The organism is Kaistia terrae, from assembly GCF_026344005.1.
GTDB classification, from domain to species: domain Bacteria; phylum Pseudomonadota; class Alphaproteobacteria; order Rhizobiales; family Kaistiaceae; genus Kaistia; species Kaistia terrae.
Window position 1 is genome coordinate 35,779 of sequence record NZ_JAPKNH010000016.1, and the last position, 19,845, is coordinate 55,623.

A 19,845-nucleotide genomic window follows, 5' to 3' on the forward strand; every position below is an offset into this window, starting at 1 on the left:
CTCGAAGCGGCCGTTTTTTGGTCTAGCTACTCTTCGTCTTCCTCGGCGACCCAGTGCTTCATGGTCGTCAGGCTGCGCAGATATTGCGGCGGCGCATAGGCCTCGGCGCCCAGTTCGTAGGCGGCGCGCCATGGCCAGCGCGGATCGGCGAGAATGGCGCGGGCGAGCGCCACCATGTCGGCCCGCCCCTCGCGAACAATGCCCTCGGCCTCGGCGGACGTTGTGATCAGCCCTACGGCGCGGGTGACGATATCGGCACCGGCGCGGATTTTCTCTGCGAACTCAACCTGATAGAGCGGCCCGATCGGGATCTGCGCGTCATGCGCATTGCCGCCGGTCGAGGCGCAGATATAGACGACACCCTCCGCCTTCAGTGCCTTGGCGACCTCGATCGCCTCGTCAACGTTGAAATTGGGCCGGTCGACCCACTCCCCCGCCGAAAGCCTGGCGCCGAGCAACATCCGCTCGGGCAATGCCGCGCGAACCGCCTTCGCCACGCTCACGATCAGCCGCATCCGGTTTTCCAGGCTACCGCCCCAGCGATCGGTGCGCTGGTTCGAAATCGGCGACAGGAATTCATGCAGCAGATAGCCATGCGCTCCATGCAACTCGACAAAGTCGAGACCGGCGCGCTCCGCCCGCTTGGCCGCATCGACGAAGGCCTTGATAATCTGTTCGATTCCGGCCTCGTCCAGCGCCGTCGGCGTGGGCCAGCCGGGCGCGAAGGGGATCGCAGACGGGCCGACTGTCTGCCAGGCATCCTGCTCCGGCGTCAAAGGCCCGCCGCCGAGCCAGGGAAGCTGCGTGGAGGCTTTCCGGCCGGCATGGCCCAACTGGACGCCAAACACCGCGCCCGGCGCTGCAACCTGCCGCGCAGCGCCGAGCGCGCGCGCCATCGCCGCTTCATTCGCATCGGAATAGAGGCCCAGACAGCCCGGCGAGATACGACCGCGCCGCTCGACGCCTGTCGCCTCGAAGGTGACCATGCCGGCGCCGGAAATGCCAAGGCTCATCCAATGCTGGATATGCCAGTCGGTCGCCGAGCCGTCATCGGCCGAATACATGCACATCGGCGCCACCGCGATGCGGTTCGGTATCGTGAATTCGCCAAGCGTGATGGGGCTGAAAAGCGCACTGGTCATCGTTCGATCCATTCAGAATTTTGGGCAAAGCGTCCGCTGCGGGCAGAGAGACCAGAGCCTCACGTCCGAGACAAGCGCACAGATGGGAACCACGGCGGCCAGCCATCCGGCCGCCATGTTGTTCAGCGGGAGGTATCGAGCCGCTGGCCGCTGGAGGCGTTGACGCGCCACCAGCCGGCGATCGCATGGCGTGGCCGATGCGACGGCAGCACTTCGTGCGGAATTTCCTCCGACATCATCATGACGATCCGCCCGGCTTGCGGCACGATCTCGACGGTCTCCGCACCCTCTTCATTCGTCTTCCAGAGTCGCAGAATTCCGCCATAATCGGCCTGCCAGTCGGCGTCGAGATAGACGATCAGCGATACGACGCGATTTCGCGCGCCAGAAAGACTGTCCAGATGCCGGCCATAAAAGCCGCCGGTCGGATAGGCGATGAAGTTGCACTCGAAATCGAACAGGCCGAGAAACAGCCGGCGATTGATCGCGCTGCGCAGTTTCTCCGCGACGTCGAGAAACCGCTGTTCCGCCGCCGAGCCGCCATCGAACCAGTGGATCGCCGCGCGCCGGATCTCGGCCGCTTGCCGGCGGCCGGCTTCGCGCCCGACAGCGGCCACGGCCAGCGCACCGGACGCCTCCATCGCGGCAAGTTCGCTGGCAAGCCCCATGACCAGCCCGTTTGTGAAAAGCGCGTCGACGACGACATAACCATCCCGAGCCAAAGCCTCGATGGCCGCGTCGCCGACTAACGTGTCGAAATCATCCGTCTCCGCTTCGATGACCTCGCTCACAATGCAGCCACGCCGGTGCCGATCGGGCAGGAAACGCCGGTGCCGCCAAGGCCGCAATAGCCGTTCGGGTTCTTGGCAAGGTATTGCTGGTGCTCTACTTCCGCGAAATAGAACGGGGGCCGGTCGAGGATTTCCGTGGTGATGGCGCCATGCCCCTGCGCGGAAAGCGCCGCCTGATAGGCATCGCGCGCCGCTTCGGCGCGATTGCGCTCGGCCGCGTTGGCAACATAGATGCCGGAGCGATACTGCGTGCCGACGTCGTTGCCCTGGCGCATACCCTGTGTCGGATTGTGGCTCTCGAAAAAGAGCCTCAGAAGCGCGTCATAGGAAACCACGGCCGGGTCGTAGGCGACGAGCACGACTTCGTTGTGGCCGGTCATGCCGGTGCAGACCTCGCCATAGGTCGGGTTCGGCGTCAGGCCGCCGGCATAGCCGACAGCCGTCGCCCAGACGCCATCCGCCTCCCAGAACTTGCGTTCCGCCCCCCAGAAACAGCCAAGGCCGAACACGGCCGTCTCGATGCCGGCCGGATAGGGCCCGGCAATCGGGTGGCCGTTGACGAAATGGGCTCCCGGCTCGGTGATCGGGCGCTCGCGACCGGGCAAGGCTTCGCCGGGACCCGGCATGCGGGCCTTGCGCGAAAAGATGTCGAGGAGATTCATGGGCAGTCTCCTTGTCTGATGAGAAGGTCAGGCGACGATGGAGCGATAGCGCCGGCGTCGACCTGCCAGAAGAAGAAACGCGCCGATTGCACCCAGAACCAGCCAGGTTGGCAGCGTCAGCAGAAACTGGATCACCGGCGACCAGACCCACGGACCAACATAGGTCTCGACATGGGTGGCAACAGCGGTCTGGAAGGCGGTCAGGCTGGCAGGATCAAAGGCGAACCAGGCCTGGCCCAGTGGGGTCACCGTCAGCGTCGAAGCGGCAATCGATTTGGTGCCGTCGATCACCAGCCCCACCACCGCTCCGGCGATGGCGAAAAGGCCGAGCAGACGGACAAGGAGTGTGAACATGGCTTGGTCCCTCGTCGCGGCCCGGCTGGCATGATGGTCCGCGGCGGCTTGTCCCAGAGATAGTGTGGCGATGCGATTTCGGCAACGCTTTCGGCCCCATGCCGATTAATACACGGCCATCCCCGGCTGATTTCGCAAGAAGCCTTGCGGCGGCCCACGGCTTCATGATACCGCACGCCCTGTCTTGCCGAGAGTGAGACCTGCCTGAAGCACGAAGCGCCTGCCGCTTCGAAATTGCGCCGGCGGACTTCCACGCTGAGATGCGTTGGTACGGAGGGGTGGCCGAGTGGTTGAAGGCGCACGCCTGGAAAGTGTGTATACGGGAAACCGTATCGCGGGTTCGAATCCCGCTCCCTCCGCCATCTAAATCTATCAACTGATTGAAAAGACTGATTGTTTTCGATCACGCTTGATATTCTTCCCCCAAAACATCCCCCACTACGCGTTGGAAGCCTCCAATTTTCGTTGGACGACTTCGGTACTCGCTCTCGCCAGAATAAACTCTGGCAATCGATTCGAGCGGGGTCCTGCATGATCTGGAACCGTGACCGGCTATATGAGGAAGTCTGGCAGTCGCCCCTGACCCACCTAGCGGCGAGGCTCGGGGTCTCAAATACCAGCCTCAAGCAAATTTGCGTCAATGCCGACATCCCGCTCCCGCCTCCGGGCTATTGGAACAAGCTAGCTGCTGGCAAACCTGTCCCAACACGGCCGCCGCTTGGGCCATCGAGAAGAGGGATCGAACGGGCTCAGTTCCCTGGGCCTCGTCCGCAAGAAGAGAACCCTTTAACCCAAGCCGACAGAGACGCAGTAACGGCCTCGGTAAGCTCGGTGGCTGTCCCTAAGTCACTGAGAAGCCCGCACCCACTGATTGCGCGACTCCGAGACAATGTCGACTTTCGGCGCAAGCACGTCGGCATGATTTCCAACGGCGCAATGCGGGAAGCACTCCAAATTGCAGAGCTGACCGCTACTGATGAGCGCCGACTTCGAATCCTCGATACTTTGTTCAAGGAGCTTGCGGCGCGCGGGTGGCAGATCAACTTGGAGAAGTCACGGGAGTTTTCAGCGGCCCACGAGGAAGGACAGATCTACTTCAAATTGAATGAACGGATCCGTCGGGAATCGATTGCCCGCCGCCCTCCAACCAACGCATTCGAAGAGCTGATTTGGAGACCAACAACCCAGATTTTTCATCGGACGGGCAGCCTGGTTTTTGAAATCAATAGCCGCGGATCCGACATTCGATCCAAATGGGAAGACAGCGAGAAAGCTGGAGTTGAAGAGCGCCTTCCGGAAATCCTAGGCTCCTTCCTACTGTGGGCGCGTCTCTGGAAGCACGAGAAACCGCAACGCCAGTTGCGCGCCGCGCAGATGGCCGAGGCCCAAAGCCTTCGCAAAGAGCAAATGGCTGAGGCCGCCCGCGTTCGAGAAGCGGCTCAGACAGAACAACGACAAGAAAGGGAGCGCTGGGCCGCTCTGCTTGGAGCTTCTGAAGCCTGGCGTGATGCCGCAGTAGCAAGGGCGTTTGTCGAGGAGTTGGCTACCCGGATTGGGAGCTCCGATGAACCTATCGATGGGAAGCCGACCTCGGATTGGCTGGAATGGGCACGTCGCCGGATAGCGGAGACGGACCCGCTAACAGGAGGCGCGATGGCGGCCCTTCGTCGGATTTTAGGGAAAAGCTAGCGGTCATCGGCCCGCCTCCTCTAGATCCCCGTCACCCCCGGCGCCCCATGCGACTTGGGCGCAGGCCTTGTCGAGGCCACGGCCGCCCCAGCTTGGATGTCGCTCGGGCGCGCCCAGCGATGGTTCGGCGTCGTCCTCCGCTTCTCGATCATCGCGGCCGCTCATTCCCCACGCTGTCTGGTCGTATTTCTCGGCCCAGCCGGAATTGAGCGCCGGGGCGCCGAGTGACGGCTCGTTGTCGTTGTCGCCATCCATCCAATCGAGAATGGCCAGCAGCCGGGCAAGGTCGCGCTCGGTCTCGGCGAGAAGAGTTGCCAGCCGCTCGGCTTCCGCTTCCATCGACGCGCGAGTGCACGGAAGCGCGAATTGCAGTGGTGCAGGTCGGATGCTCATCGTTCGCGCTCCTGTTTCAACGGCATCAGCCCGAGCGCACGCTCTTCGGCCTCGATCAGTTTGACGACGCACCAGAAGAGGGCGCGGGCGAGAATGATGCGGAGAAGTCTCATTGCACCCACCCCCTGCGGATCAGTTCGGCCTTGAGGGCGGCGCGGTCTTCCGGGCTATCGGGCTGGTAGCTATCGGCGAGCGCGGCGGTTGCGGCGTCGAGAGGGCGCGGCTCGGATACGTCAAACGTCGTAAGCACGCCGTCCTTGCCATCCCGATATCTGCCTCTGACCAGGACAATCGAATAGCCCTCGGAGACCGTCCATTCGACATGCGCGGCGGCTCGTTCCTGCGCGGTGCTCATGCCTTCACCGCCTTTCGCTCGCGCTCGCAGAGAACGTAAGCTTGGAACATGTCCCGCAGCTTCTCAGCCGTTTCGACCGCATGGCTCATGCTCTCAAGTCGGGCATCGACCTGGCCGTCCGTAAAGGAATAGTGCTGCAGGTGGTCGACACGCTTGTCCGGCATGTCGAAGGTCGCGTCCAAAAGCTCGGACATGACCAAGATAGCCGCGTAGGTGCGTTGGATCGCGGTTTCGAGTTCAAGCTTGCCGACTGCCTGGGTCATGCCGGCACCCGCGAAAGGCTATAGAGGCTGTCGCAAAGGGTGTTCATCTTTCGGGCTGCGACCACCAGTTCGGTCACGACGATGGCCAAGCCCTCGGCCCGCTCCCGGTCAACCGGCTCCGCCTCCATCAGGGCGTCGTAGAGGATCGCCGCAAGGCCGCGAAGATTGCGCATATCAGTCTCGTGGTCCGAGACAATGTCGAACAGGGGGCGATGCGCTACGTAGGAGTTGGGGGCGCTCATGCTTCACCTCGCGCTGCCTGCAACCGCAGTGCCAGCTCGCCTTTGATCTCGCCGAGCTTGTGTTCGGCGTAGTCGAGGACGGTCTGGATCGAGCCTTGGTGGTCTCTATCCAGCAGCGCCTCGGCTGCCATCCAAGCTGCGAGGATGAGGCGGCCTAGGTCGTCTGCGGTGTCAGCGAGGTTGAGGTCGGTCTGGCGGCAGGGCGCCGGGGTGCGAGCGGTCATGGCGGTTGTTTCTCCAGCGGTGGTGAGGTCAGGCGGCGCGGCGGATCTGGTCGATCCGGGCGTAGTCGGCGGGGGTAAGGCGTTCCTGCGTCTCAATCGCCATGATGGCGTTGGCGCGTTGGCGCTGGGCTTCGGTCTGGGCGGCCCAGATGGCGCGGAAGCCGGCGAGCTTCTTCGCGGCGTTCCAAGCGTTGCGGAGCGCCCAAGCGAACGTCTTGCGGTACTCGCCCGGCTTGGCCGAGCGGCGGGCCGTGGCGTGGGCTTCTCTCATGATGGCAGCGCGGTCGAAGGCGGACATAGCTTCTCCGTTCGCGGCAAGGGTGTTGCCGTCGTCTCGCGGTTGAGATTTGGGGTGATGGGGTAGAGAGCGCCGAGCGCCCTGAGGTTACGTCTCGGCTATCGCGTCGAGCGCGGCATAGACCGCCTCGGCTTCCTCAAGCTCGACACCGGCAATTGTCGCGGCATTGGTCAACTGAAAGCAGCCTTCCCAGAGGTCGCGGATGGTGTCGTGCTGGGCTTGGGTCATCTGCGCAGATCCATATGACTAGGTTTTATTCCTAGTTAACTATGAACAGAACATTCTCTTGCCGTCAACAGCAAACTATGAAAAAAACCTAGCGTGATAGTTTTGGAGGCCATTATGCTGACGACCGGAAACCAGCTTCGAGCAGCCCGCGCGCTCGTGGATATGGATCAAAGCTCCCTCGCTTCGAGGGCTGGTGTGAACATCAACACCATCGGAGCAATGGAAAAGCGCGGCGCGGAGTTGCTCACCAGCGGGCTCGACAAGATCCGGGCCGTCATGAGCGTACTGGAAGCCGAAGGCATTGAGTTTCTGAATCATGGCCAGCCGGGCGTTCGCCTAAGGCGCGGAAAAACTGATCAGGGCAGGAGCCCCGAGGACCTGACGACCGAGAACGACGGATGATCCACGCGGCTGTAATCGCTGCGATTGTCGCGCCCGCCTGGCCGGGCGTCGCCGGCACCGAACGCAACGATATTTCAACCTAGTTCGTTTGTGATAGGCTGCCACAGATGGATGGATGGAATGAGCACCTACACGCTTCGTATCGCCGACTCCTTTAGCGCTGCGTCCATCCCCTTGGCGCGGTTAGCCGAGTACATGACCGAGCTTGCAAAGCTTCTCGGCGAAACTCAGCACGTCCATCTCGACGATGTGGCCGAAGGGTCCGTGTTGCTGCGAGCGGAAGTCGATTTACCCGCGGCCCCTGCTGTGCGTCGGCGCGTAATTGCCGTTCGCGATGGAATTGGTGCCGACGAAGCGATGCGGGCATTTAGCCGTCTAGACGATCTGTTGGCCCACGATAATGCGGTAGGGCAGCTCTTGGATGGGGATGGCGCCGAGATTATTCCGTTCCCCGGGAAGACCCGCCCGATTCCTCTGAGCTACGGCCCCTTCAGAGAAGAGGGGACGTTAGAGGGGGAAGTAGTTCGAATAGGCGGCAAGGATAGCACCATCCATATCCAGCTTCGCGATGGAGAGAAGGTCTACAGCGGGTGCGCCACTACCAAGGAGATTGCTCGTCGACTGGCCCCCCATATGCTTGGCCCCACTGTCCGGCTCTACGGAACAGGAACCTGGGAACGGCTAGGAGACGGCACCTGGGAGTTGCGGTCCTTCCGCGTCAGTGATTTCGAAGTTCTGGAAGATGTTTCCCTTGCCGACGCGATAGCCAAGCTCAGGGCTATCCCAGGCAACGAATGGCCCAGTTTGCCCAATCCAGTTGAAACGCTCCTCGACGAGCGCGGGAGCAGCACTCATTGACGGTCGCGATTGACACCTCAGTTCTGCTGTTTCTGCTAAACGAAAGCACTCCTGCTCCTATTGATCCGGCGACCGGGGCGCCTGTCTCTCGGTGCAGAGAGCGCGTCAACCTGCTTATTGACGAGTTGTGCAAGGCGAATGAAACGCTCATCGCCCCAACCCCTGTTCTGGCGGAAGTGCTAGTCCGGGCTGAGCTAGCCGGCCCCGCGTACATCTCATTGATGGAAAAGACCAAACCCATCAGGCTAGTGGAATTCGGAAAGCGCGCCGCTGTAGAGGCTGCCGCGATGACAGCCGCCCGCCTGCGGGTAGGCAAACCAGCGGGAGCTGAAGCTCGCGCCAAACTCAAATTCGACATCATGATAGCCGCCATCGCTAAGCTGACTGGCGCACGAACTCTGTATTCGGACGATGGAGATATGGCGCGTCTTGGCGCCACGTTTGGGTTTTCGGTCGTCGGAATAGCCGACTTGCCTCTCCCCATGGACGAGCCCGATCTGTTCAGCGGTCAACCGTACGATTTGCAGACGCTGTAGCCCCACCCCCGCCAAACCGAGGCTGCGGGCTTTTCCTAGACGCATTTCTGACCTCAATCTCCACCCCTCCGTATCTCCCTGCATCCTTTCGTATCTCCTTGTTTCAATTGCGTAATTTCTTGCATTAGCATCCGCATCGGCTCAGAATCAATGAACTGAAATCCAGTTCATGGGAGGCCGAGATGCCGCTGACATTCTCCATCTACCTGCCGCCGGATCTCTCCGAGGCGGTCAGGGCGGAAGCTGCCCGAAAGGGCCAATCCGTCGCCCGCGTGTTCCGCGATTCCATTGTCTCGACGCTGGGCATCGACAGCTACCGCGAGATTGATCGGCGCCGTTCTCCCCGCGCTGGGAGGGCACACTGATGGCCGATTACGCCAAATTCTTATTTGACGCTTTCTCGGCCCCCGGCGACGCGATTCAGAAGAATCGGGACTACGCCGCCAAGCTGCAGGAGACGAAGGACCGCAACGCCCGTGACGATCAGCGGTTCGATTATCAGGTCAAGAATGACGACCGGAACTATCTGCGCCAGATGGGCATCGACGACGCCAATGCAGACTATCGGGCTCAGTCGCTCGACTTGCAGCGGCGGTCGGTGGAACGGCAGGACGCTATTGCTGCCCGACCGAACATCGAAACTTTCTACGACTCCGAGGGCCGGGAAACTAGAGGCTTCTACGACCCGGAATCCGAGACGGGCTTTCGCCCTGTTGGAGGCGCCAAGACGAACACGGCGAACATCCCGAATGCGTATCAGCCCCGTCCTGAAGGCGGCCTGACGTTCATCCCTGGCGGCCCTGCTGACCCTGAGGTTGTTGCACGGCTGGCGGGTGTTCGGGGCGAGGCAAAGCCCGGCCGGCCGCTCCCTGCCATGACCATCAAGGACCTCGGCACCAAAGGCCAGGCAGTCGATGACATGGGGCGCCTGACGGAAGGCTTCCAGGACGGCTATAGCGGCTACAAGACCAGCTGGGCCGGCGATATCAGCAATACCGTAGGCCGGAACTTGGGACTCGGTCTCGGGGATCAGGGCGACTGGTGGTCAGACTATCAGAGCCGCAAAAACCTGATCCGCAACCAGCTTTTCGGCGCCGCGCTGACGGCTCAGGAAAAGGGCGAATTCGACAAGGCCGATATCAACCCCGGCATGACGCCGACCGCGATCCGAATGAACCTCGCCCGCCAGCAGGAATTGGCGACGAACGCGGCCCGCAAAATGGCGACCGCCTATGCCCAGCAGGGCTATTCGCGAGATGCAATCGAGTCGGCGCTCGGGATGTCGCTCGACGATATCGGTGGATCGCCTCGCGGGAATGGCAGCGGTCGCCAGCAGCAGACGCCCAGCTACCAACCTCAGGACATCGAAGCGGAAATGCGCCGCAGGGGGATCATGTAATGGATCTGCAATCGCTCTCCGACGACGAACTCCGCGACCTCTATTCCCGCAGCCAGGGCGGCGGCGGTGGTGGCTCTCCCAGCCCCGCGCCAGACGCGTCTTGGGCCGAGCACCTGCCTATTGCTGGCAGCAGCAAGGACCAGTCGCATATGCAGGCCCGGCCGCTAGGAAGCCCCGGCAGCCAGGGTGTGGTTCCGAATGCCGCCCCGCAGCAGCAGTATCCCCCCAGCGTCGGGGCCGGCAGTACCGGCCGCGTCGCCCGCGTATTCGACAACATCAACGTCCAGCCGCAGCGTCCCGAGCTGCAAGCCGGCCTAGACGCAAAAGCAGGTGCCGCGTCCTTGCAGGACATGAGCGATGACGACCTGATTGCCCTGCACCAGCAGGCAAAGGGGCCGGGCGCTGGTATCACCCGAAACGTCGCCGCCGGCATGAACAACGCGCTCTACGCCACGGCGGGCGCGCCAGTCGATGCGATGACCTGGGCTCTCAACAAGGGCGTGCAGGGGATCAACGCGGCGACCGGCGCGGACCTCTCCGAAATCCGGAACCCCATCGGCGGAAGCCAGTCGATTGCCAATGCCTTCGGGGGCCTCGGTGTCGATGACCCGGCCAGCGTTCAGGCCAACACGACCGGCGAGCGGATTGCGCGCGGCGTTGGTGAGGGCATCGGCTACACGGTTGCCCCACAAGCGGCAGTCGGTGGCCTGGCCAAAGCTGGCGCCATCGCCCCGGAAGTTGCGGCCGGCGCCTACAATCTCCTCGGGTGGCCCAACAGCACCGCGGCGGTGGCCGGGAATGCAGTTGCAGGCGGCGCAGCGGGCGGCGGAGCATCGGCGGCTATGGAAGCCACTCCCGACCGCTACGACCCGCTCAGTGGACTCGCTGGCGGTATGGCCGGCGGAGCGGTTGGCACGCTGGTGTCGGGTGTTCCCCGGATGATGGCCGAAGGTGGCCGGATCGTCGGTGATATGGTTGCGCCTATGACGCGTGGCGGCAAAGAGCGGATGGCAGCCCAGACCCTCCGGGACGCAACGACCGACCCACGCGCAGCGGCAGAAGCGCTGTCCAATCCCGGCGAGCTGGTGCCGGGTTCGAAGCCAACGACCTTCCAGCAGACTGGCGACATGGGCCTCGGAGCCCTCGAACGCCGCTATGCGACGCAGGACCCGGTGGCCTTCAATCAGCGCCGCGCCGATCAGAATTCAGCCCGGCTCGACTCCCTCGGCACGATCCAGCCCGAAGGTAATCCCCAGGCCATCACGCAGGCGTTCCGGTCGCGGCTGGCCGATATCGACAAGCAGACGGACGCCGCGTTGCAGACTGCCCTGCAGAACGCTCGTGGCAAGGCCCAGGCCCTCGGCGGTAACGTCTCGGCCGAAGCCTCTGGCGACGCTATCCGGACCGCCGCTCGCGAAGCAGAGACCGTGACGCGGGAAGGCGAGCGCGCACTGTGGAAGGCGGTCGACCCCGAGGGCAAGCTGGCCCTGCAGAGCGACAACGTCAAAGCCGCCGCAACCGGCATTCGCAAGGAAATGCCCGAGACCGCGAAGCCGATGGAAGGTGAAGAGGCGGCCATCTTCGACGTGGCGAGCCGGCTCAAGCCATCCATCTCCTTCAACGCCATGTCGGCACTGCGGTCGCGTGTCTCGACACTGATGCGTCAGGAGATGATGACAAACGGTCAGACCCCGACCTATGCTCGCCTGAAGCGCCTTCGCGGTGCCGTTGAGCAGGATGTCGAGGGCGTGCTCTCCCGGAAGGCCGCGCAGGAGGCAGAGGCCGTCGCCGTAGGGGCGATGCGCGAAGAAGATACGATGTTGGCCGCATGGCAGAGGATGTCGGATGACTGGGTCGCCCAGAAATCCACCCGAGAGGTTGGGCAGGAGATTGGAGCGGGTTCTGGGCCAACTGTCGGGGGTCGAGGAGTCGGACGTCCCGGCGTTTCTGGCATTCGCGGAACAGCGGGCCAAGGCGGCACAGGATTTCGAGACCCTGCGAGCAATCCGGGACTATCGCCAGATGCAGGCCTCACTCCCAACTTCGACGACGCCGCCCGAGGCCGGCTGAGCGCCGCGAACGAGGCGACGAAGCAGCGCGCCCGCAATTTCAACGAAGGCCCGGTGGGCGACATCCTCCGACGCTCCGGCAATGATGGCCCGTACCGCCTGCAGAACGCCGCCGTCCCCGAAAAGCTGTTCTTCCCCGGCGGCCGCTCCGCCGAAAACATCAGACGGTTCCGAAAGGCGGTTGGCGATGACAAAGCCATCGACCACCTGCAGGGCTTTGCCGTCGCGCAGATGCGAAAGGCAGCCGAAACCCCGGACGGCATCATTGACCCCAGGCGGCTTGAGGCGTGGAAGCGTCGGCACGGTGAAGCGCTGAAGGCGTTCCCTGCGCTCAATGCCAAGTTCGCCGATGTCGCCAAGGCTTCCCAGACCGCTATCGATGCGGGCGCCAGCCGGGCCGCGCAGCTCGACGACTACCAGAAGGGCATCTTCGGTAAGCTGATCGGAGCCGAGCACCCCGACGACATCACCCGAATGGTCGGTAGCGTCTTCGGCCGCCAGGACGCCAGCGCCATGATGGCCCAGCTTGCCCGGACAGTCAGCGGTAATCCCGAGGCCATCCAGGGCCTACGGAAATCGGTTGTCGACCACATGCTGGGCCGGCTGGTCTCAAATACCGAGGCGGCAACGAGCGGCCGGGCTCTCCTGAAGTCGGACCAGTTCCAGAGCTTCATCAAGCAGAACCGGGCGGCCCTGCGGCGGATCTTCGGCGACCACGAGTTGGGACAGATGCAGGCGATTGCCGACGACCTGCAGCGTGCCAATCGGTCCATCTCGGCGGTGAAACTGCCGGGCGGTTCCAATACCCCGCAAGACATGCTCGCCGCGGCGAAGGGCGACAGCCGCAAGACGATCCTGTCAAAACTCGCCCTCGCCGCGCTTGCGTCAACAGCCGGTGGGCTTGGCGGCGGCGCCATCGCCATCCTGGGAGCGAATGCTGTCACGGCGGCGCGCAAGGCAGGGCTCAACACAATTGACGACCTGGTGCGGGATGCGCTTTTGCACCCGGATCGGGCCGTCCTGCTGCTGTCCAAGCGGCCTTTCAAGCCCGACACCGGACCGGCCGTCACGCTGATGAAGCGCTACAATCAGGCATCCATTACGGGCGCCGCGACGACGCGCGACGATCCGGGCGGGTCTAACCGGAACGATCCGTTGCAGGTGACGGCAACCCGGCCGGCAAACTGGGCGGAAGCCATGCCTGCCAGCCGAACCGGGGGCATCATGGACGAGCTATCTGGCGGCACAGACTACGCCAAGAAATTGGGGCTCGACCGATGAGCACCGCGAGCGCCCCTTTCCAGCCCAAGGCCAGCCCCGCGTCGGAGGAGCCGGAAGACCTGTTCATCCTCGCCTATGACGAGCATCTTGCCGCGGTCGACCGGACGGACGAACTAGCCAAGGAGTGCGAACGGGTCAGCGCCGCCATGCCGAGGGAGATGCAGCGCAATCCTCGCGCCTTGATCGGTCTGAAGACGGAGGACGGCAAGAGTGTCCCGGCCTATGCAGAAACGCATGACGAGATAGACCAGGCAGCCGAAGCCATGCTCGAAGGCTGCAGCGGCGACGCGGTGACGGACCTTCCTGTCATCGAGGCGTTTGGGAAGGCCGCGCACGCCGCGCTCGATGCCGACGAGAAGCAGCTACGGGAAGCGCGGGTGGTCTATGGGCTCGACGAAGCGCTTGAGCGTCATCTCGATTCCTTTGCCGACATCCGGGAAACGCGCGAGCGCCTGCTGGCCATCGTTCCTATCAGCCCCGAAGGTATCGTGTGGCTGTCGAAGTTCCTGCACTCCGAAGCGAACTGGGGCGGCGACATAGAAACCATAGCAAAGGCTGCGCGCAATCTCGTCACGGCAACCGGCCGGCTGGTGTTCAGCCGGGATCTGCACCCGACGCTGCATTGAGGAGCATCATGGCCAAGCCAACGAAATCCAAGGTCGTGCCCCTGCGCCCGACAGACCCAGTGCCCGTATCCTCACGGCCCGAGCCAGGGCAGCGGACGCAGAAGGCGATACAGCAGGCAGCGGCGCGGCAGATAGACCGAACGCAACCGATCAAAGTGACTATGGAGATCCAGCCGGACGGGCCGCCTATCATCGGTTGCCCTCATAACGACGCGGACGGCTTTATGGTCCATCTGCGCGAAACGTTCGGGGGTGGCTCCAACGATTTCGCATGGCGTCAGCTGGGGCTCGTCAGGACATCCGGCAACGCGACCGACGAGGAGGAACTGAACGCTGCGCTGGCCTTCATCGGTGGAATCCAGCCCAACGACCAGATTGAGGCGGCTCTGGCGGTGCAGATGCTCGGGACGCATGAGGCCTCTGTGCGCCTCCTGGCCACGGCCATGAAGTCCGGTCACATCGACAGCATCGAGCGCTATGTGAACATGGCGACCAAGATGCAGCGGACGTTCGCGGCCCAGGTAGAGGCGATGAAGCGCTATCGGTCCAGCGGCGTGCAGACGATCCGCGTGCAGCACCAGACTGTGACCGTGGAGAACGGCGGCCAAGCCATCGTCGGCGATGTCCAGCAAGGGGGAGGCCGGAGGGGGTGACGACCGAAATCATGGATAACCCCATAGACCGTCTGTCCGCCGCCCGGAATGCACCTCGTTGCACCGCTAAGGCGAAGCGCAGCGGCTTCCAGTGCCGCGCCCCAGCCGTCCGTGGCTGGAGGGTTTGCCGCTGTCACGGGGCACGCGGCGGCGCTCCGAAGGGCGAGCGTCACGGTCTATACCGGCATGGGCTTTACACGGGCGAGGCTATCGATGCTCGCCGGGAGATGCGGGCACTGTTCATCGCCGCGCGGGAGATACTGGCTCAGTTTTAGCGCCGGCCCTAATCCGTCTCACCCAGGCGGTCGGCGAGGTCGGCCAGTGCCAGTTCCTGAACCTTTTTCGTGTGGTCATCCGCCGGAATCGCCTGTTGGATCAACAGGGCGGAGGCACGATAGATGTCATTGACCTCAGAGGGCAAAAGAATGCTCTTGTTCATCAGCGTCTGGAGCAGACAATCCATCACCTTCGTGGCGACCAGCCCCGCCGCCGCAACTTGAGCCAGCGCCTGATCCGACTGTCCCGCATTATCCTGCTCTTCGCGCATAGGCCCCACCCCAATGATTCCGACAGCTCTCATGGATTGGCCCGAGGCCCGGATTTACTCTGGCACGGTGCTTCGCTTTCCAGCAATTGCGCCCTATGAGGACTGGGTTGATTTCATGCTGGTGGTCCTGCCGTCGCAGGTAAACGCCTTGCTCGTGACGACAGGTTACAAGGCCGGGCTGGTGCCACAGGTATTGCCACCCGAGGCGGGTCCTACTGGAGCGATAGACAGTGACTGGCTGTTGGCGAACTGGAGCAAATGGGTTTTCCCTTCGACTCCCGTTGATCGGGTCTACGTAGTCAGGGGGTATTCTTCATTGGCCCCCGAGCCCGAATGACATAGGGCGCCGTCGCAGTTAGCCGGATTGCGCCCCGTTGCATAGCCAAGGCGGTCTACTGGTTTGCGCTGCGAGGCGCCGGCCGTGAGGGGCTGGACCGTGTGCCGATGCCATGGCGCCCGGGGCGGGGCACCGAAGGGTGAGCGGAACGGACGGTACAGTCATGGGCTTTATACGAGCTCGGCCATCGCCACCCGGCGCGAGGTCCGGGCGCTGTTCACGGCAGCTCGGGAAATGTTGGCACAGGTCTAGCCCACTGGGCCGATGTTTCGGCCGGGTGGCAACTACACACCCGCCGGCTGTTTTGGCGGCCGGCGGGCGGATGCCGTCAGGTGGGGCGGGGGGCTTGTGCCTGACGGTCACGCGCAATTGGCGCACCGGATTGACGTAGCGTCAAGTTAGGTAATGGCGTGCATCGTGCTGGTGGGCATGTCGACATCTCGCCCTAGCTGGAACAGGCAATGACCCGCATCTTTAAACCAGTCTTCGTTTGGGTAGGTGCTGGCAGTAGGCAGGCCATCGGGGATGTCGAGCGCGCGGCCGAGTGGCTGGTTTACCGATGGCCGGAACCGTTCAAATCGTCCGACCTGCATCGTATGGCCAAGCTCGCGTGTCTGGCGGCGCTGGAAGACAAGGCCGACACGGAAGCCGCCCGCGCCGCGTTCGTCCTGGCGGCGGAAGAGGCCGACATTCTGGCGCCCGACAATGTACGGCCTACTCCACAAACAGATCAGCCCCCGCGCCGAGGGCGGAGGCGAGTTTAGTCTGAGCCTCAAGCGACAATTCACGACCGCCTTCAGCGCCTCGGATCACAGCCGCGCTCAGCCCCCTGTACTAACGTTTACAATAAGCGCTCATGTATGCCGCGTTGGAGAAATGGCTGACCGAAAGATTGGGGTTCGCTTTGGTTGCGAAGAGCTCAGCGAGTTTTCTTTCTGGTGGCGGCGAGATGGGCCGACTTATGCGGTCGCATGATTGGGCCGACAGCCCTATGGGCGCTCCCGAGACGTGGCCGCAAAGTCTCCGGCTTACCGTCCGTCTCTTGCTTAATACACGTCACCCCATGTTCATTTGGTGGGGGACCGACCTCATCCAATTCTACAACGATGGTTATCGCGAAACGATGGGGCCCGAGAGGCATCCAAGCGCTCTTGGCGACCGTGGCAAAGATTGTTGGCAAGAGATATGGCCAATCATTGGCCCGCAGATCGAGAGCGTCCTCGCTGGCAATGGCTCTACTTGGGATGAGGATCGGCTGGTTCCCATTACCCGCAACGGCGCGCGCGAGGACGTCTGGTGGACCTACAGCTATTCGCCGATCGATTTGGAAGGCAAAATTGGGGGGGTGCTGGTCATATGCAACGATATAACCAAGCATCATCTGGCAGCAGCGCGAGTGAAGGCAGAAGCTCAGCGTTTAAATATGCTCTTCCACCAAGCTCCAGGCTTTATGGCGGTTCTGCGAGGTTCAAACCATGTCTTTGAACTCACAAATTCAGCGTTTGTGCGATTGGTCGGAAGTCGGCCCTTAGTGGGCCGGTCAGTTCATGAAGCAATACCCGAGGCAGCAGAGCAAGGATTTGTTGAGCTTTTAAACACCGTCTTCACCACCGGCATTGCTCATGTCGGGAGACGGGTGCCGATGGAACTCATTGGGAAAGACAATTTGCCCTCGCGGTCATTGGTAGTAGACTTTGTCTACCAGCCGATAATTGAAGATGATGGTAGCGTTTCAGGCATATTTGTCGAAGGTATAGATGTTACCGATCATGTAAAATCGGAAGAACATCTGATATTTCTCAATGAAGAGTTGAGGCATCGTGTCAAAAACACATTGGCTATTGTGAGCGCCATAGCAACTCAAACATTGCGAGGCCAAGAGCATGACGCGCAACTGGCGGCTTTTCGAGGAAGGCTCGTTGCCTTCGGTCGCGCCCACGACATTCTGACGCTATCCAGTACCGGTGAAGTTTCTCTCTACGACGTAGTGAGTGGGGCTATCGCGGCGCATCAATCGGCAGGACGCATTAGTTTTAAAGGTCCGGCGCTAGACCTTGGCCCTAAGCAGGCTCTCTCTCTCACCCTAGCGATTAACGAGCTAGCTACGAATGCCACAAAGTATGGCTCCCTCTCGGCGCAAAGCGGAAATGTATCGATCAGTTGGAATGTTTTAAGAGAGGAGGGAGGCCAGATCTTCAAATTCTTGTGGCAGGAGTCCGGCGGGCCCCATGTACAAGAGCCGTCAAAGCTTGGCTTTGGCACCAAGATGATTAACACGGTACTCACCGATTTCAACGGGCGCGTAGACCTACGTTACGCATCTGAAGGCATTGAGCTTTCACTTATCTCTTCCGTAGAAAATCTGAAGGCCAGGATGACAACATCAATGACGGGGACGTCATGAGCCCAAGCTCCTAGTCTCCTACCCTACGGTTCGATGTGGCCCTTGCCTCCTGCCTGGTCCCCGTATTCGCCCGTGAATTCGGGGGGGGGGCGGGAGTCAACAAATGTGAACATTCTCGCGATTGGCAAAGCTCCTGCTAGGGCCGCCTGACGCGCGCCGCGCACTTGCACGCACGCGAGGGAAGTTCCTGACTTCCGCAAATCGCCTGCGGGAGTCGCTGGCTAGATTTTGCCTCATGCGGGCTGGCGGGTAGCGCGTCGGTCCCAAATCTCCGCCGGTGGCCTCGCCTGACTCGGGAAACGGCTAACGGCTGTCAAATGTAGACATTGGCGCAGGCAAGCCGTTTTCTAACGGGCGATAGCGGCTAGGCGGTGCCAGGTTGAATTCAATCAAGGGAAATCAAGATGGCCCATGGCGGCCTCGGCCCGGCCTGAAGAAACCTGAAGCGCCCCGTTTTCTTGCAAATGCTGACATCGCCTCGGTCCAAAGGGGCTTGACGCCGCAATCGGGACTATCCTGAACTGTCACGAGCCTACTGACCATGGAGGGCGAGGATGGCAGAATATGGCATTGGAGACCTCGCTGCGGAGTTCCACCTGACATATCGTACTCTACGGTTCTGGGAGCAGATCGGGATTTTGAACCCGGAGAGGCGTGGCCTAGATCGCATCTACACCACCGCAGACCGCGATTGGGTTCGCAATGTTGTAGCGTGGTCGGCCGCCGGCTTTTCTTTGCGGGAGATCGAGACCATGCGGTCCATGACACCAGCGGTGCGAGAGGACTACCTCCGAAAGCGACTGTCTGCGATCCAGTCCGATGCGGACGCGGCTTATGCAAACCAGTGTCGTGCCATCGAGGCGGTCATGGCCACTATCCCCGAACCTCGTCGTGCTCACGGATAAAGAGTGACCCAACCCTCACGAGCGCCGTGCACCTGCACGCACGTGGGAGCGAAACCAGCGTCGCGCGCAATCGCCTGCGGAGCCCCACAGCAGGCTCTTGGATGGTGGCGGTTGCCCGGGTGGCGGTCACCATGCGGAACGCCGCCAGTGGCCTCGCCTGACTCGGGAAGCGGCATTCGAACGAAGGCCGAGCCGGGCTGCTTCAGTATCCGCGAGAGAACCGCGACAGAATCAATAACGCAGCACCTAGCCTTGTAGGCTTGGTTCCGCGACATGCTCAGGCGCAATGCCGCCTCATCCACCGACAAAGTGGCTATCCGCAGTAGCCGTTCGCGCGCATCGCGCGGCGATGTGCGACTCTCGCTACCATCGGCATTTGCCCATATATCGGTTCGCGATTGATGGGGCTTCCAAGCACCGCTGTAAGGGCCGCTCGTCATCGGGTCACTTCTCCGTTCCAAAGTTCAAACATCGGCGCTGGTCGACTTCCACCAGCTGTCGCCCTCGACAAAGGGGACGCTGCCGGGCGCTACCCCATCGCGGGCCATCTCGGTCTGAACCTCGGCCATGATGTCGTGCTCGTTGGTAGTGTGTGGCGGCGGGAAGGGCCGGCCTCGTTCGAGATGCCAGCGCATGGTGCGCTTCACGCTGGCGCGCCGCTCGAGCGTGCGCTGCTCTTCCGCTGCGATTGCATCGAGGAGACCTTGGCGGGCCTCCGGCAGCCGCAACAGCAAGGCGATCCACCTAGCCTGCAGCGCTTCCTCCGATTTCAGGGCGGCGAGCACTTCCGCTATCGAGGGTAGGAACGTCTGGGTGTCCATGATGCGCACGCACGCAGCTTCGAGCGCGCCGACTGTCGGCTCTTGAGCTCCAACCCGTTCGGCCAGCATCCGGCCGTAGATGGCCGCGTCACCCTTGCCGGCGGATGGGTTCGAGCCGACGACGAGCGCCAGCCGCTGGCTAATCTCCGCTGTGGTCGCCTTGGCTTCGCCGGTTCGAAGTTGGTTCAGTACAGGGCCTGCCACATCCGCGGCGGCGTCCAGTTGAGCAACGAGAGCGGTTGCGATATCTCGTCTATAGACCGCGAACATGTCGCCGCGGAGGATCCGCTCTGCCTCATGGACCGCGCCGGTCAGCTCCTCGGCCTTCTTCCGTGCGCGCTCAGAGATGGGCGTCCGAGGGATTGC

At 62.3% G+C, this 19,845-nt stretch carries 26 protein-coding genes and 1 tRNA gene; 14 read left to right on the plus strand and 13 right to left on the minus strand.

Features of this window, described 5'->3' with window-relative positions; genetic code table 11:
- Window positions 1-26 precede the first annotated feature (26 nt).
- From OSH12_RS25030 to OSH12_RS25045, 4 genes are all read right to left on the minus strand, one after another.
- A complete protein-coding gene (locus OSH12_RS25030; protein ID WP_266346374.1) occupies window positions 27-1,142 on the minus strand; it encodes an NADH:flavin oxidoreductase/NADH oxidase in 1,116 nt (371 codons plus the stop codon).
- 122 nt (window positions 1,143-1,264) lie between these two features.
- The gene (locus tag OSH12_RS25035) at window positions 1,265-1,933 is read right to left on the minus strand and encodes a 2OG-Fe(II) oxygenase (RefSeq protein ID WP_266346375.1); all 669 of its coding nucleotides are present in this window, start codon (window positions 1,931-1,933) and stop codon (window positions 1,265-1,267) included.
- Window positions 1,930-2,595 carry a peptide-methionine (S)-S-oxide reductase MsrA gene (gene msrA, locus OSH12_RS25040; RefSeq protein WP_266346376.1) on the minus strand — a complete coding sequence of 222 codons (666 nt, stop codon included), beginning with the start codon at window positions 2,593-2,595 and terminating at the stop codon, window positions 1,930-1,932. Before msrA ends, OSH12_RS25035 begins: the two co-directional genes overlap by 4 nt.
- A 27-nt stretch (window positions 2,596-2,622) precedes the next feature.
- The gene (locus OSH12_RS25045) at window positions 2,623-2,949 is read right to left on the minus strand and encodes a hypothetical protein (RefSeq protein ID WP_266346377.1); all 327 of its coding nucleotides are present in this window, start codon (window positions 2,947-2,949) and stop codon (window positions 2,623-2,625) included.
- Between the two features lie 272 nt (window positions 2,950-3,221).
- On the opposite strand from OSH12_RS25045, the gene OSH12_RS25050 reads away from it, so the two are divergent.
- Together OSH12_RS25050 and OSH12_RS25055 are read left to right on the plus strand one after the other, a co-directional pair.
- Window positions 3,222-3,311: transfer RNA gene (locus OSH12_RS25050), tRNA-Ser, on the plus strand.
- A 556-nt stretch (window positions 3,312-3,867) separates the two neighbouring features.
- Window positions 3,868-4,638, plus strand: coding sequence for a hypothetical protein (locus OSH12_RS25055; protein ID WP_266346378.1), 771 nt, complete (start codon window positions 3,868-3,870; stop codon window positions 4,636-4,638).
- Window positions 4,639-4,641: 3 nt separating this feature from the next.
- Here the strand turns inward: OSH12_RS25055 and OSH12_RS25060 are convergent, their stop codons facing one another.
- The 7 genes from OSH12_RS25060 to OSH12_RS25090 all read right to left on the minus strand — a co-directional run bounded on the left by OSH12_RS25060 (window position 4,642) and on the right by OSH12_RS25090 (window position 6,641).
- Window positions 4,642-5,031 carry a hypothetical protein gene (locus tag OSH12_RS25060; RefSeq protein ID WP_266346379.1) on the minus strand — a complete coding sequence of 130 codons (390 nt, stop codon included), beginning with the start codon at window positions 5,029-5,031 and terminating at the stop codon, window positions 4,642-4,644.
- Between the two features lie 109 nt (window positions 5,032-5,140).
- Window positions 5,141-5,386 carry a hypothetical protein gene (locus tag OSH12_RS25065; protein ID WP_266346380.1) on the minus strand — a complete coding sequence of 82 codons (246 nt, stop codon included), beginning with the start codon at window positions 5,384-5,386 and terminating at the stop codon, window positions 5,141-5,143.
- On the minus strand, window positions 5,383-5,649 hold the full coding sequence (locus OSH12_RS25070) for a hypothetical protein (protein ID WP_266346381.1): 267 nt from the start codon (window positions 5,647-5,649) through the stop codon (window positions 5,383-5,385). Before OSH12_RS25070 ends, OSH12_RS25065 begins: the two co-directional genes overlap by 4 nt.
- Complete coding sequence (locus OSH12_RS25075; protein ID WP_266346382.1) at window positions 5,646-5,891, minus strand: hypothetical protein; 246 nt, start codon at window positions 5,889-5,891, stop codon at window positions 5,646-5,648. The genes OSH12_RS25070 and OSH12_RS25075 overlap by 4 nt, the downstream gene beginning before the upstream one ends.
- The gene (locus OSH12_RS25080) at window positions 5,888-6,115 is read right to left on the minus strand and encodes a hypothetical protein (RefSeq protein ID WP_266346383.1); all 228 of its coding nucleotides are present in this window, start codon (window positions 6,113-6,115) and stop codon (window positions 5,888-5,890) included. Before OSH12_RS25080 ends, OSH12_RS25075 begins: the two co-directional genes overlap by 4 nt.
- Before the next feature lie 28 nt (window positions 6,116-6,143).
- Window positions 6,144-6,413 carry a hypothetical protein gene (locus OSH12_RS25085; protein ID WP_266346384.1) on the minus strand — a complete coding sequence of 90 codons (270 nt, stop codon included), beginning with the start codon at window positions 6,411-6,413 and terminating at the stop codon, window positions 6,144-6,146.
- Window positions 6,414-6,500: 87 nt separating this feature from the next.
- A complete protein-coding gene (locus tag OSH12_RS25090) occupies window positions 6,501-6,641 on the minus strand; it encodes a hypothetical protein (RefSeq protein ID WP_266346385.1) in 141 nt (46 codons plus the stop codon).
- Between the two features lie 114 nt (window positions 6,642-6,755).
- Between OSH12_RS25090 and OSH12_RS25095 the strand changes: the two genes are divergently transcribed.
- From OSH12_RS25095 to OSH12_RS25130, 8 genes are all read left to right on the plus strand, one after another.
- Window positions 6,756-7,043 carry a hypothetical protein gene (locus OSH12_RS25095; RefSeq protein WP_266346386.1) on the plus strand — a complete coding sequence of 96 codons (288 nt, stop codon included), beginning with the start codon at window positions 6,756-6,758 and terminating at the stop codon, window positions 7,041-7,043.
- Between the two features lie 120 nt (window positions 7,044-7,163).
- Complete coding sequence (locus tag OSH12_RS25100) at window positions 7,164-7,901, plus strand: hypothetical protein (RefSeq protein WP_266346387.1); 738 nt, start codon at window positions 7,164-7,166, stop codon at window positions 7,899-7,901.
- The gene (locus OSH12_RS25105; RefSeq protein ID WP_266346388.1) at window positions 7,898-8,437 is read left to right on the plus strand and encodes a hypothetical protein; all 540 of its coding nucleotides are present in this window, start codon (window positions 7,898-7,900) and stop codon (window positions 8,435-8,437) included. Before OSH12_RS25100 ends, OSH12_RS25105 begins: the two co-directional genes overlap by 4 nt.
- Before the next feature lie 182 nt (window positions 8,438-8,619).
- Complete coding sequence (locus tag OSH12_RS25110; protein ID WP_266346389.1) at window positions 8,620-8,802, plus strand: hypothetical protein; 183 nt, start codon at window positions 8,620-8,622, stop codon at window positions 8,800-8,802.
- Window positions 8,802-9,836: a hypothetical protein gene (locus OSH12_RS25115; protein WP_266346390.1), complete on the plus strand. Its 1,035-nt coding sequence runs from the start codon at window positions 8,802-8,804 to the stop codon at window positions 9,834-9,836. Before OSH12_RS25110 ends, OSH12_RS25115 begins: the two co-directional genes overlap by 1 nt.
- On the plus strand, window positions 9,836-13,186 hold the full coding sequence (locus OSH12_RS25120; RefSeq protein ID WP_266346391.1) for a hypothetical protein: 3,351 nt from the start codon (window positions 9,836-9,838) through the stop codon (window positions 13,184-13,186). Before OSH12_RS25115 ends, OSH12_RS25120 begins: the two co-directional genes overlap by 1 nt.
- Entirely contained in the window at window positions 13,183-13,812 is a 630-nt protein-coding gene (locus OSH12_RS25125; RefSeq protein WP_266346392.1) for a hypothetical protein, read from the plus strand. Before OSH12_RS25120 ends, OSH12_RS25125 begins: the two co-directional genes overlap by 4 nt.
- A gap of 8 nt (window positions 13,813-13,820) precedes the next feature.
- Entirely contained in the window at window positions 13,821-14,465 is a 645-nt protein-coding gene (locus OSH12_RS25130) for a hypothetical protein (protein WP_266346393.1), read from the plus strand.
- A 283-nt stretch (window positions 14,466-14,748) separates the two neighbouring features.
- Here the strand turns inward: OSH12_RS25130 and OSH12_RS25135 are convergent, their stop codons facing one another.
- A complete protein-coding gene (locus tag OSH12_RS25135) occupies window positions 14,749-15,012 on the minus strand; it encodes a hypothetical protein (RefSeq protein WP_266346394.1) in 264 nt (87 codons plus the stop codon).
- A 31-nt stretch (window positions 15,013-15,043) separates the two neighbouring features.
- On the opposite strand from OSH12_RS25135, the gene imm45 reads away from it, so the two are divergent.
- The 4 genes from imm45 (at window position 15,044) to OSH12_RS26300 (ending at window position 18,658) form a co-directional block, all read left to right on the plus strand.
- Window positions 15,044-15,349, plus strand: a complete 306-nt coding sequence (imm45, locus tag OSH12_RS26295) for an Imm45 family immunity protein (protein WP_380225568.1) — start codon at window positions 15,044-15,046, stop codon at window positions 15,347-15,349.
- Between the two features lie 461 nt (window positions 15,350-15,810).
- On the plus strand, window positions 15,811-16,113 hold the full coding sequence (locus OSH12_RS25140) for a DUF982 domain-containing protein (protein ID WP_266346395.1): 303 nt from the start codon (window positions 15,811-15,813) through the stop codon (window positions 16,111-16,113).
- A 92-nt stretch (window positions 16,114-16,205) separates the two neighbouring features.
- Complete coding sequence (locus tag OSH12_RS25145) at window positions 16,206-17,753, plus strand: sensor histidine kinase (protein WP_266346396.1); 1,548 nt, start codon at window positions 16,206-16,208, stop codon at window positions 17,751-17,753.
- Window positions 17,754-18,307: 554 nt separating this feature from the next.
- Window positions 18,308-18,658 (plus strand): MerR family transcriptional regulator, encoded by a 351-nt coding sequence (locus OSH12_RS26300; RefSeq protein ID WP_380225572.1) that lies wholly within the window; start codon window positions 18,308-18,310, stop codon window positions 18,656-18,658.
- 464 nt (window positions 18,659-19,122) lie between these two features.
- On the opposite strand, the gene OSH12_RS25150 is transcribed toward OSH12_RS26300, so the two are convergent.
- Window positions 19,123-19,845, minus strand: a 723-nt coding sequence (locus OSH12_RS25150) for a hypothetical protein (protein WP_266346397.1), incomplete at its 5' end; no start/stop codon positions are given.

Bases quoted from the DNA above. Each gene is read 5' to 3' on its own strand.
- OSH12_RS25030 (WP_266346374.1), bottom strand. From the start codon at position 1,142: ATGACCAGTGCGCTTTTCAGCCCCATCACGCTTGGCGAATTCACGATA.
- msrA (WP_266346376.1), bottom strand. From the start codon at position 2,595: ATGAATCTCCTCGACATCTTTTCGCGCAAGGCCCGCATGCCGGGTCCC.
- OSH12_RS25045 (WP_266346377.1), bottom strand. From the start codon at position 2,949: ATGTTCACACTCCTTGTCCGTCTGCTCGGCCTTTTCGCCATCGCCGGA.
- OSH12_RS25055 (WP_266346378.1), top strand. From the start codon at position 3,868: ATGATTTCCAACGGCGCAATGCGGGAAGCACTCCAAATTGCAGAGCTG.
- OSH12_RS25060 (WP_266346379.1), bottom strand. From the start codon at position 5,031: ATGAGCATCCGACCTGCACCACTGCAATTCGCGCTTCCGTGCACTCGC.
- OSH12_RS25065 (WP_266346380.1), bottom strand. From the start codon at position 5,386: ATGAGCACCGCGCAGGAACGAGCCGCCGCGCATGTCGAATGGACGGTC.
- OSH12_RS25070 (WP_266346381.1), bottom strand. From the start codon at position 5,649: ATGACCCAGGCAGTCGGCAAGCTTGAACTCGAAACCGCGATCCAACGC.
- OSH12_RS25075 (WP_266346382.1), bottom strand. From the start codon at position 5,891: ATGAGCGCCCCCAACTCCTACGTAGCGCATCGCCCCCTGTTCGACATT.
- OSH12_RS25080 (WP_266346383.1), bottom strand. From the start codon at position 6,115: ATGACCGCTCGCACCCCGGCGCCCTGCCGCCAGACCGACCTCAACCTC.
- OSH12_RS25085 (WP_266346384.1), bottom strand. From the start codon at position 6,413: ATGTCCGCCTTCGACCGCGCTGCCATCATGAGAGAAGCCCACGCCACG.
- OSH12_RS25090 (WP_266346385.1), bottom strand. From the start codon at position 6,641: ATGACCCAAGCCCAGCACGACACCATCCGCGACCTCTGGGAAGGCTGC.
- OSH12_RS25095 (WP_266346386.1), top strand. From the start codon at position 6,756: ATGCTGACGACCGGAAACCAGCTTCGAGCAGCCCGCGCGCTCGTGGAT.
- OSH12_RS25100 (WP_266346387.1), top strand. From the start codon at position 7,164: ATGAGCACCTACACGCTTCGTATCGCCGACTCCTTTAGCGCTGCGTCC.
- OSH12_RS25110 (WP_266346389.1), top strand. From the start codon at position 8,620: ATGCCGCTGACATTCTCCATCTACCTGCCGCCGGATCTCTCCGAGGCG.
- OSH12_RS25115 (WP_266346390.1), top strand. From the start codon at position 8,802: ATGGCCGATTACGCCAAATTCTTATTTGACGCTTTCTCGGCCCCCGGC.
- OSH12_RS25120 (WP_266346391.1), top strand. From the start codon at position 9,836: ATGGATCTGCAATCGCTCTCCGACGACGAACTCCGCGACCTCTATTCC.
- OSH12_RS25125 (WP_266346392.1), top strand. From the start codon at position 13,183: ATGAGCACCGCGAGCGCCCCTTTCCAGCCCAAGGCCAGCCCCGCGTCG.
- OSH12_RS25130 (WP_266346393.1), top strand. From the start codon at position 13,821: ATGGCCAAGCCAACGAAATCCAAGGTCGTGCCCCTGCGCCCGACAGAC.
- OSH12_RS25135 (WP_266346394.1), bottom strand. From the start codon at position 15,012: ATGCGCGAAGAGCAGGATAATGCGGGACAGTCGGATCAGGCGCTGGCT.
- imm45 (WP_380225568.1), top strand. From the start codon at position 15,044: ATGGATTGGCCCGAGGCCCGGATTTACTCTGGCACGGTGCTTCGCTTT.
- OSH12_RS25140 (WP_266346395.1), top strand. From the start codon at position 15,811: ATGACCCGCATCTTTAAACCAGTCTTCGTTTGGGTAGGTGCTGGCAGT.
- OSH12_RS25145 (WP_266346396.1), top strand. From the start codon at position 16,206: ATGTATGCCGCGTTGGAGAAATGGCTGACCGAAAGATTGGGGTTCGCT.
- OSH12_RS26300 (WP_380225572.1), top strand. From the start codon at position 18,308: ATGGCAGAATATGGCATTGGAGACCTCGCTGCGGAGTTCCACCTGACA.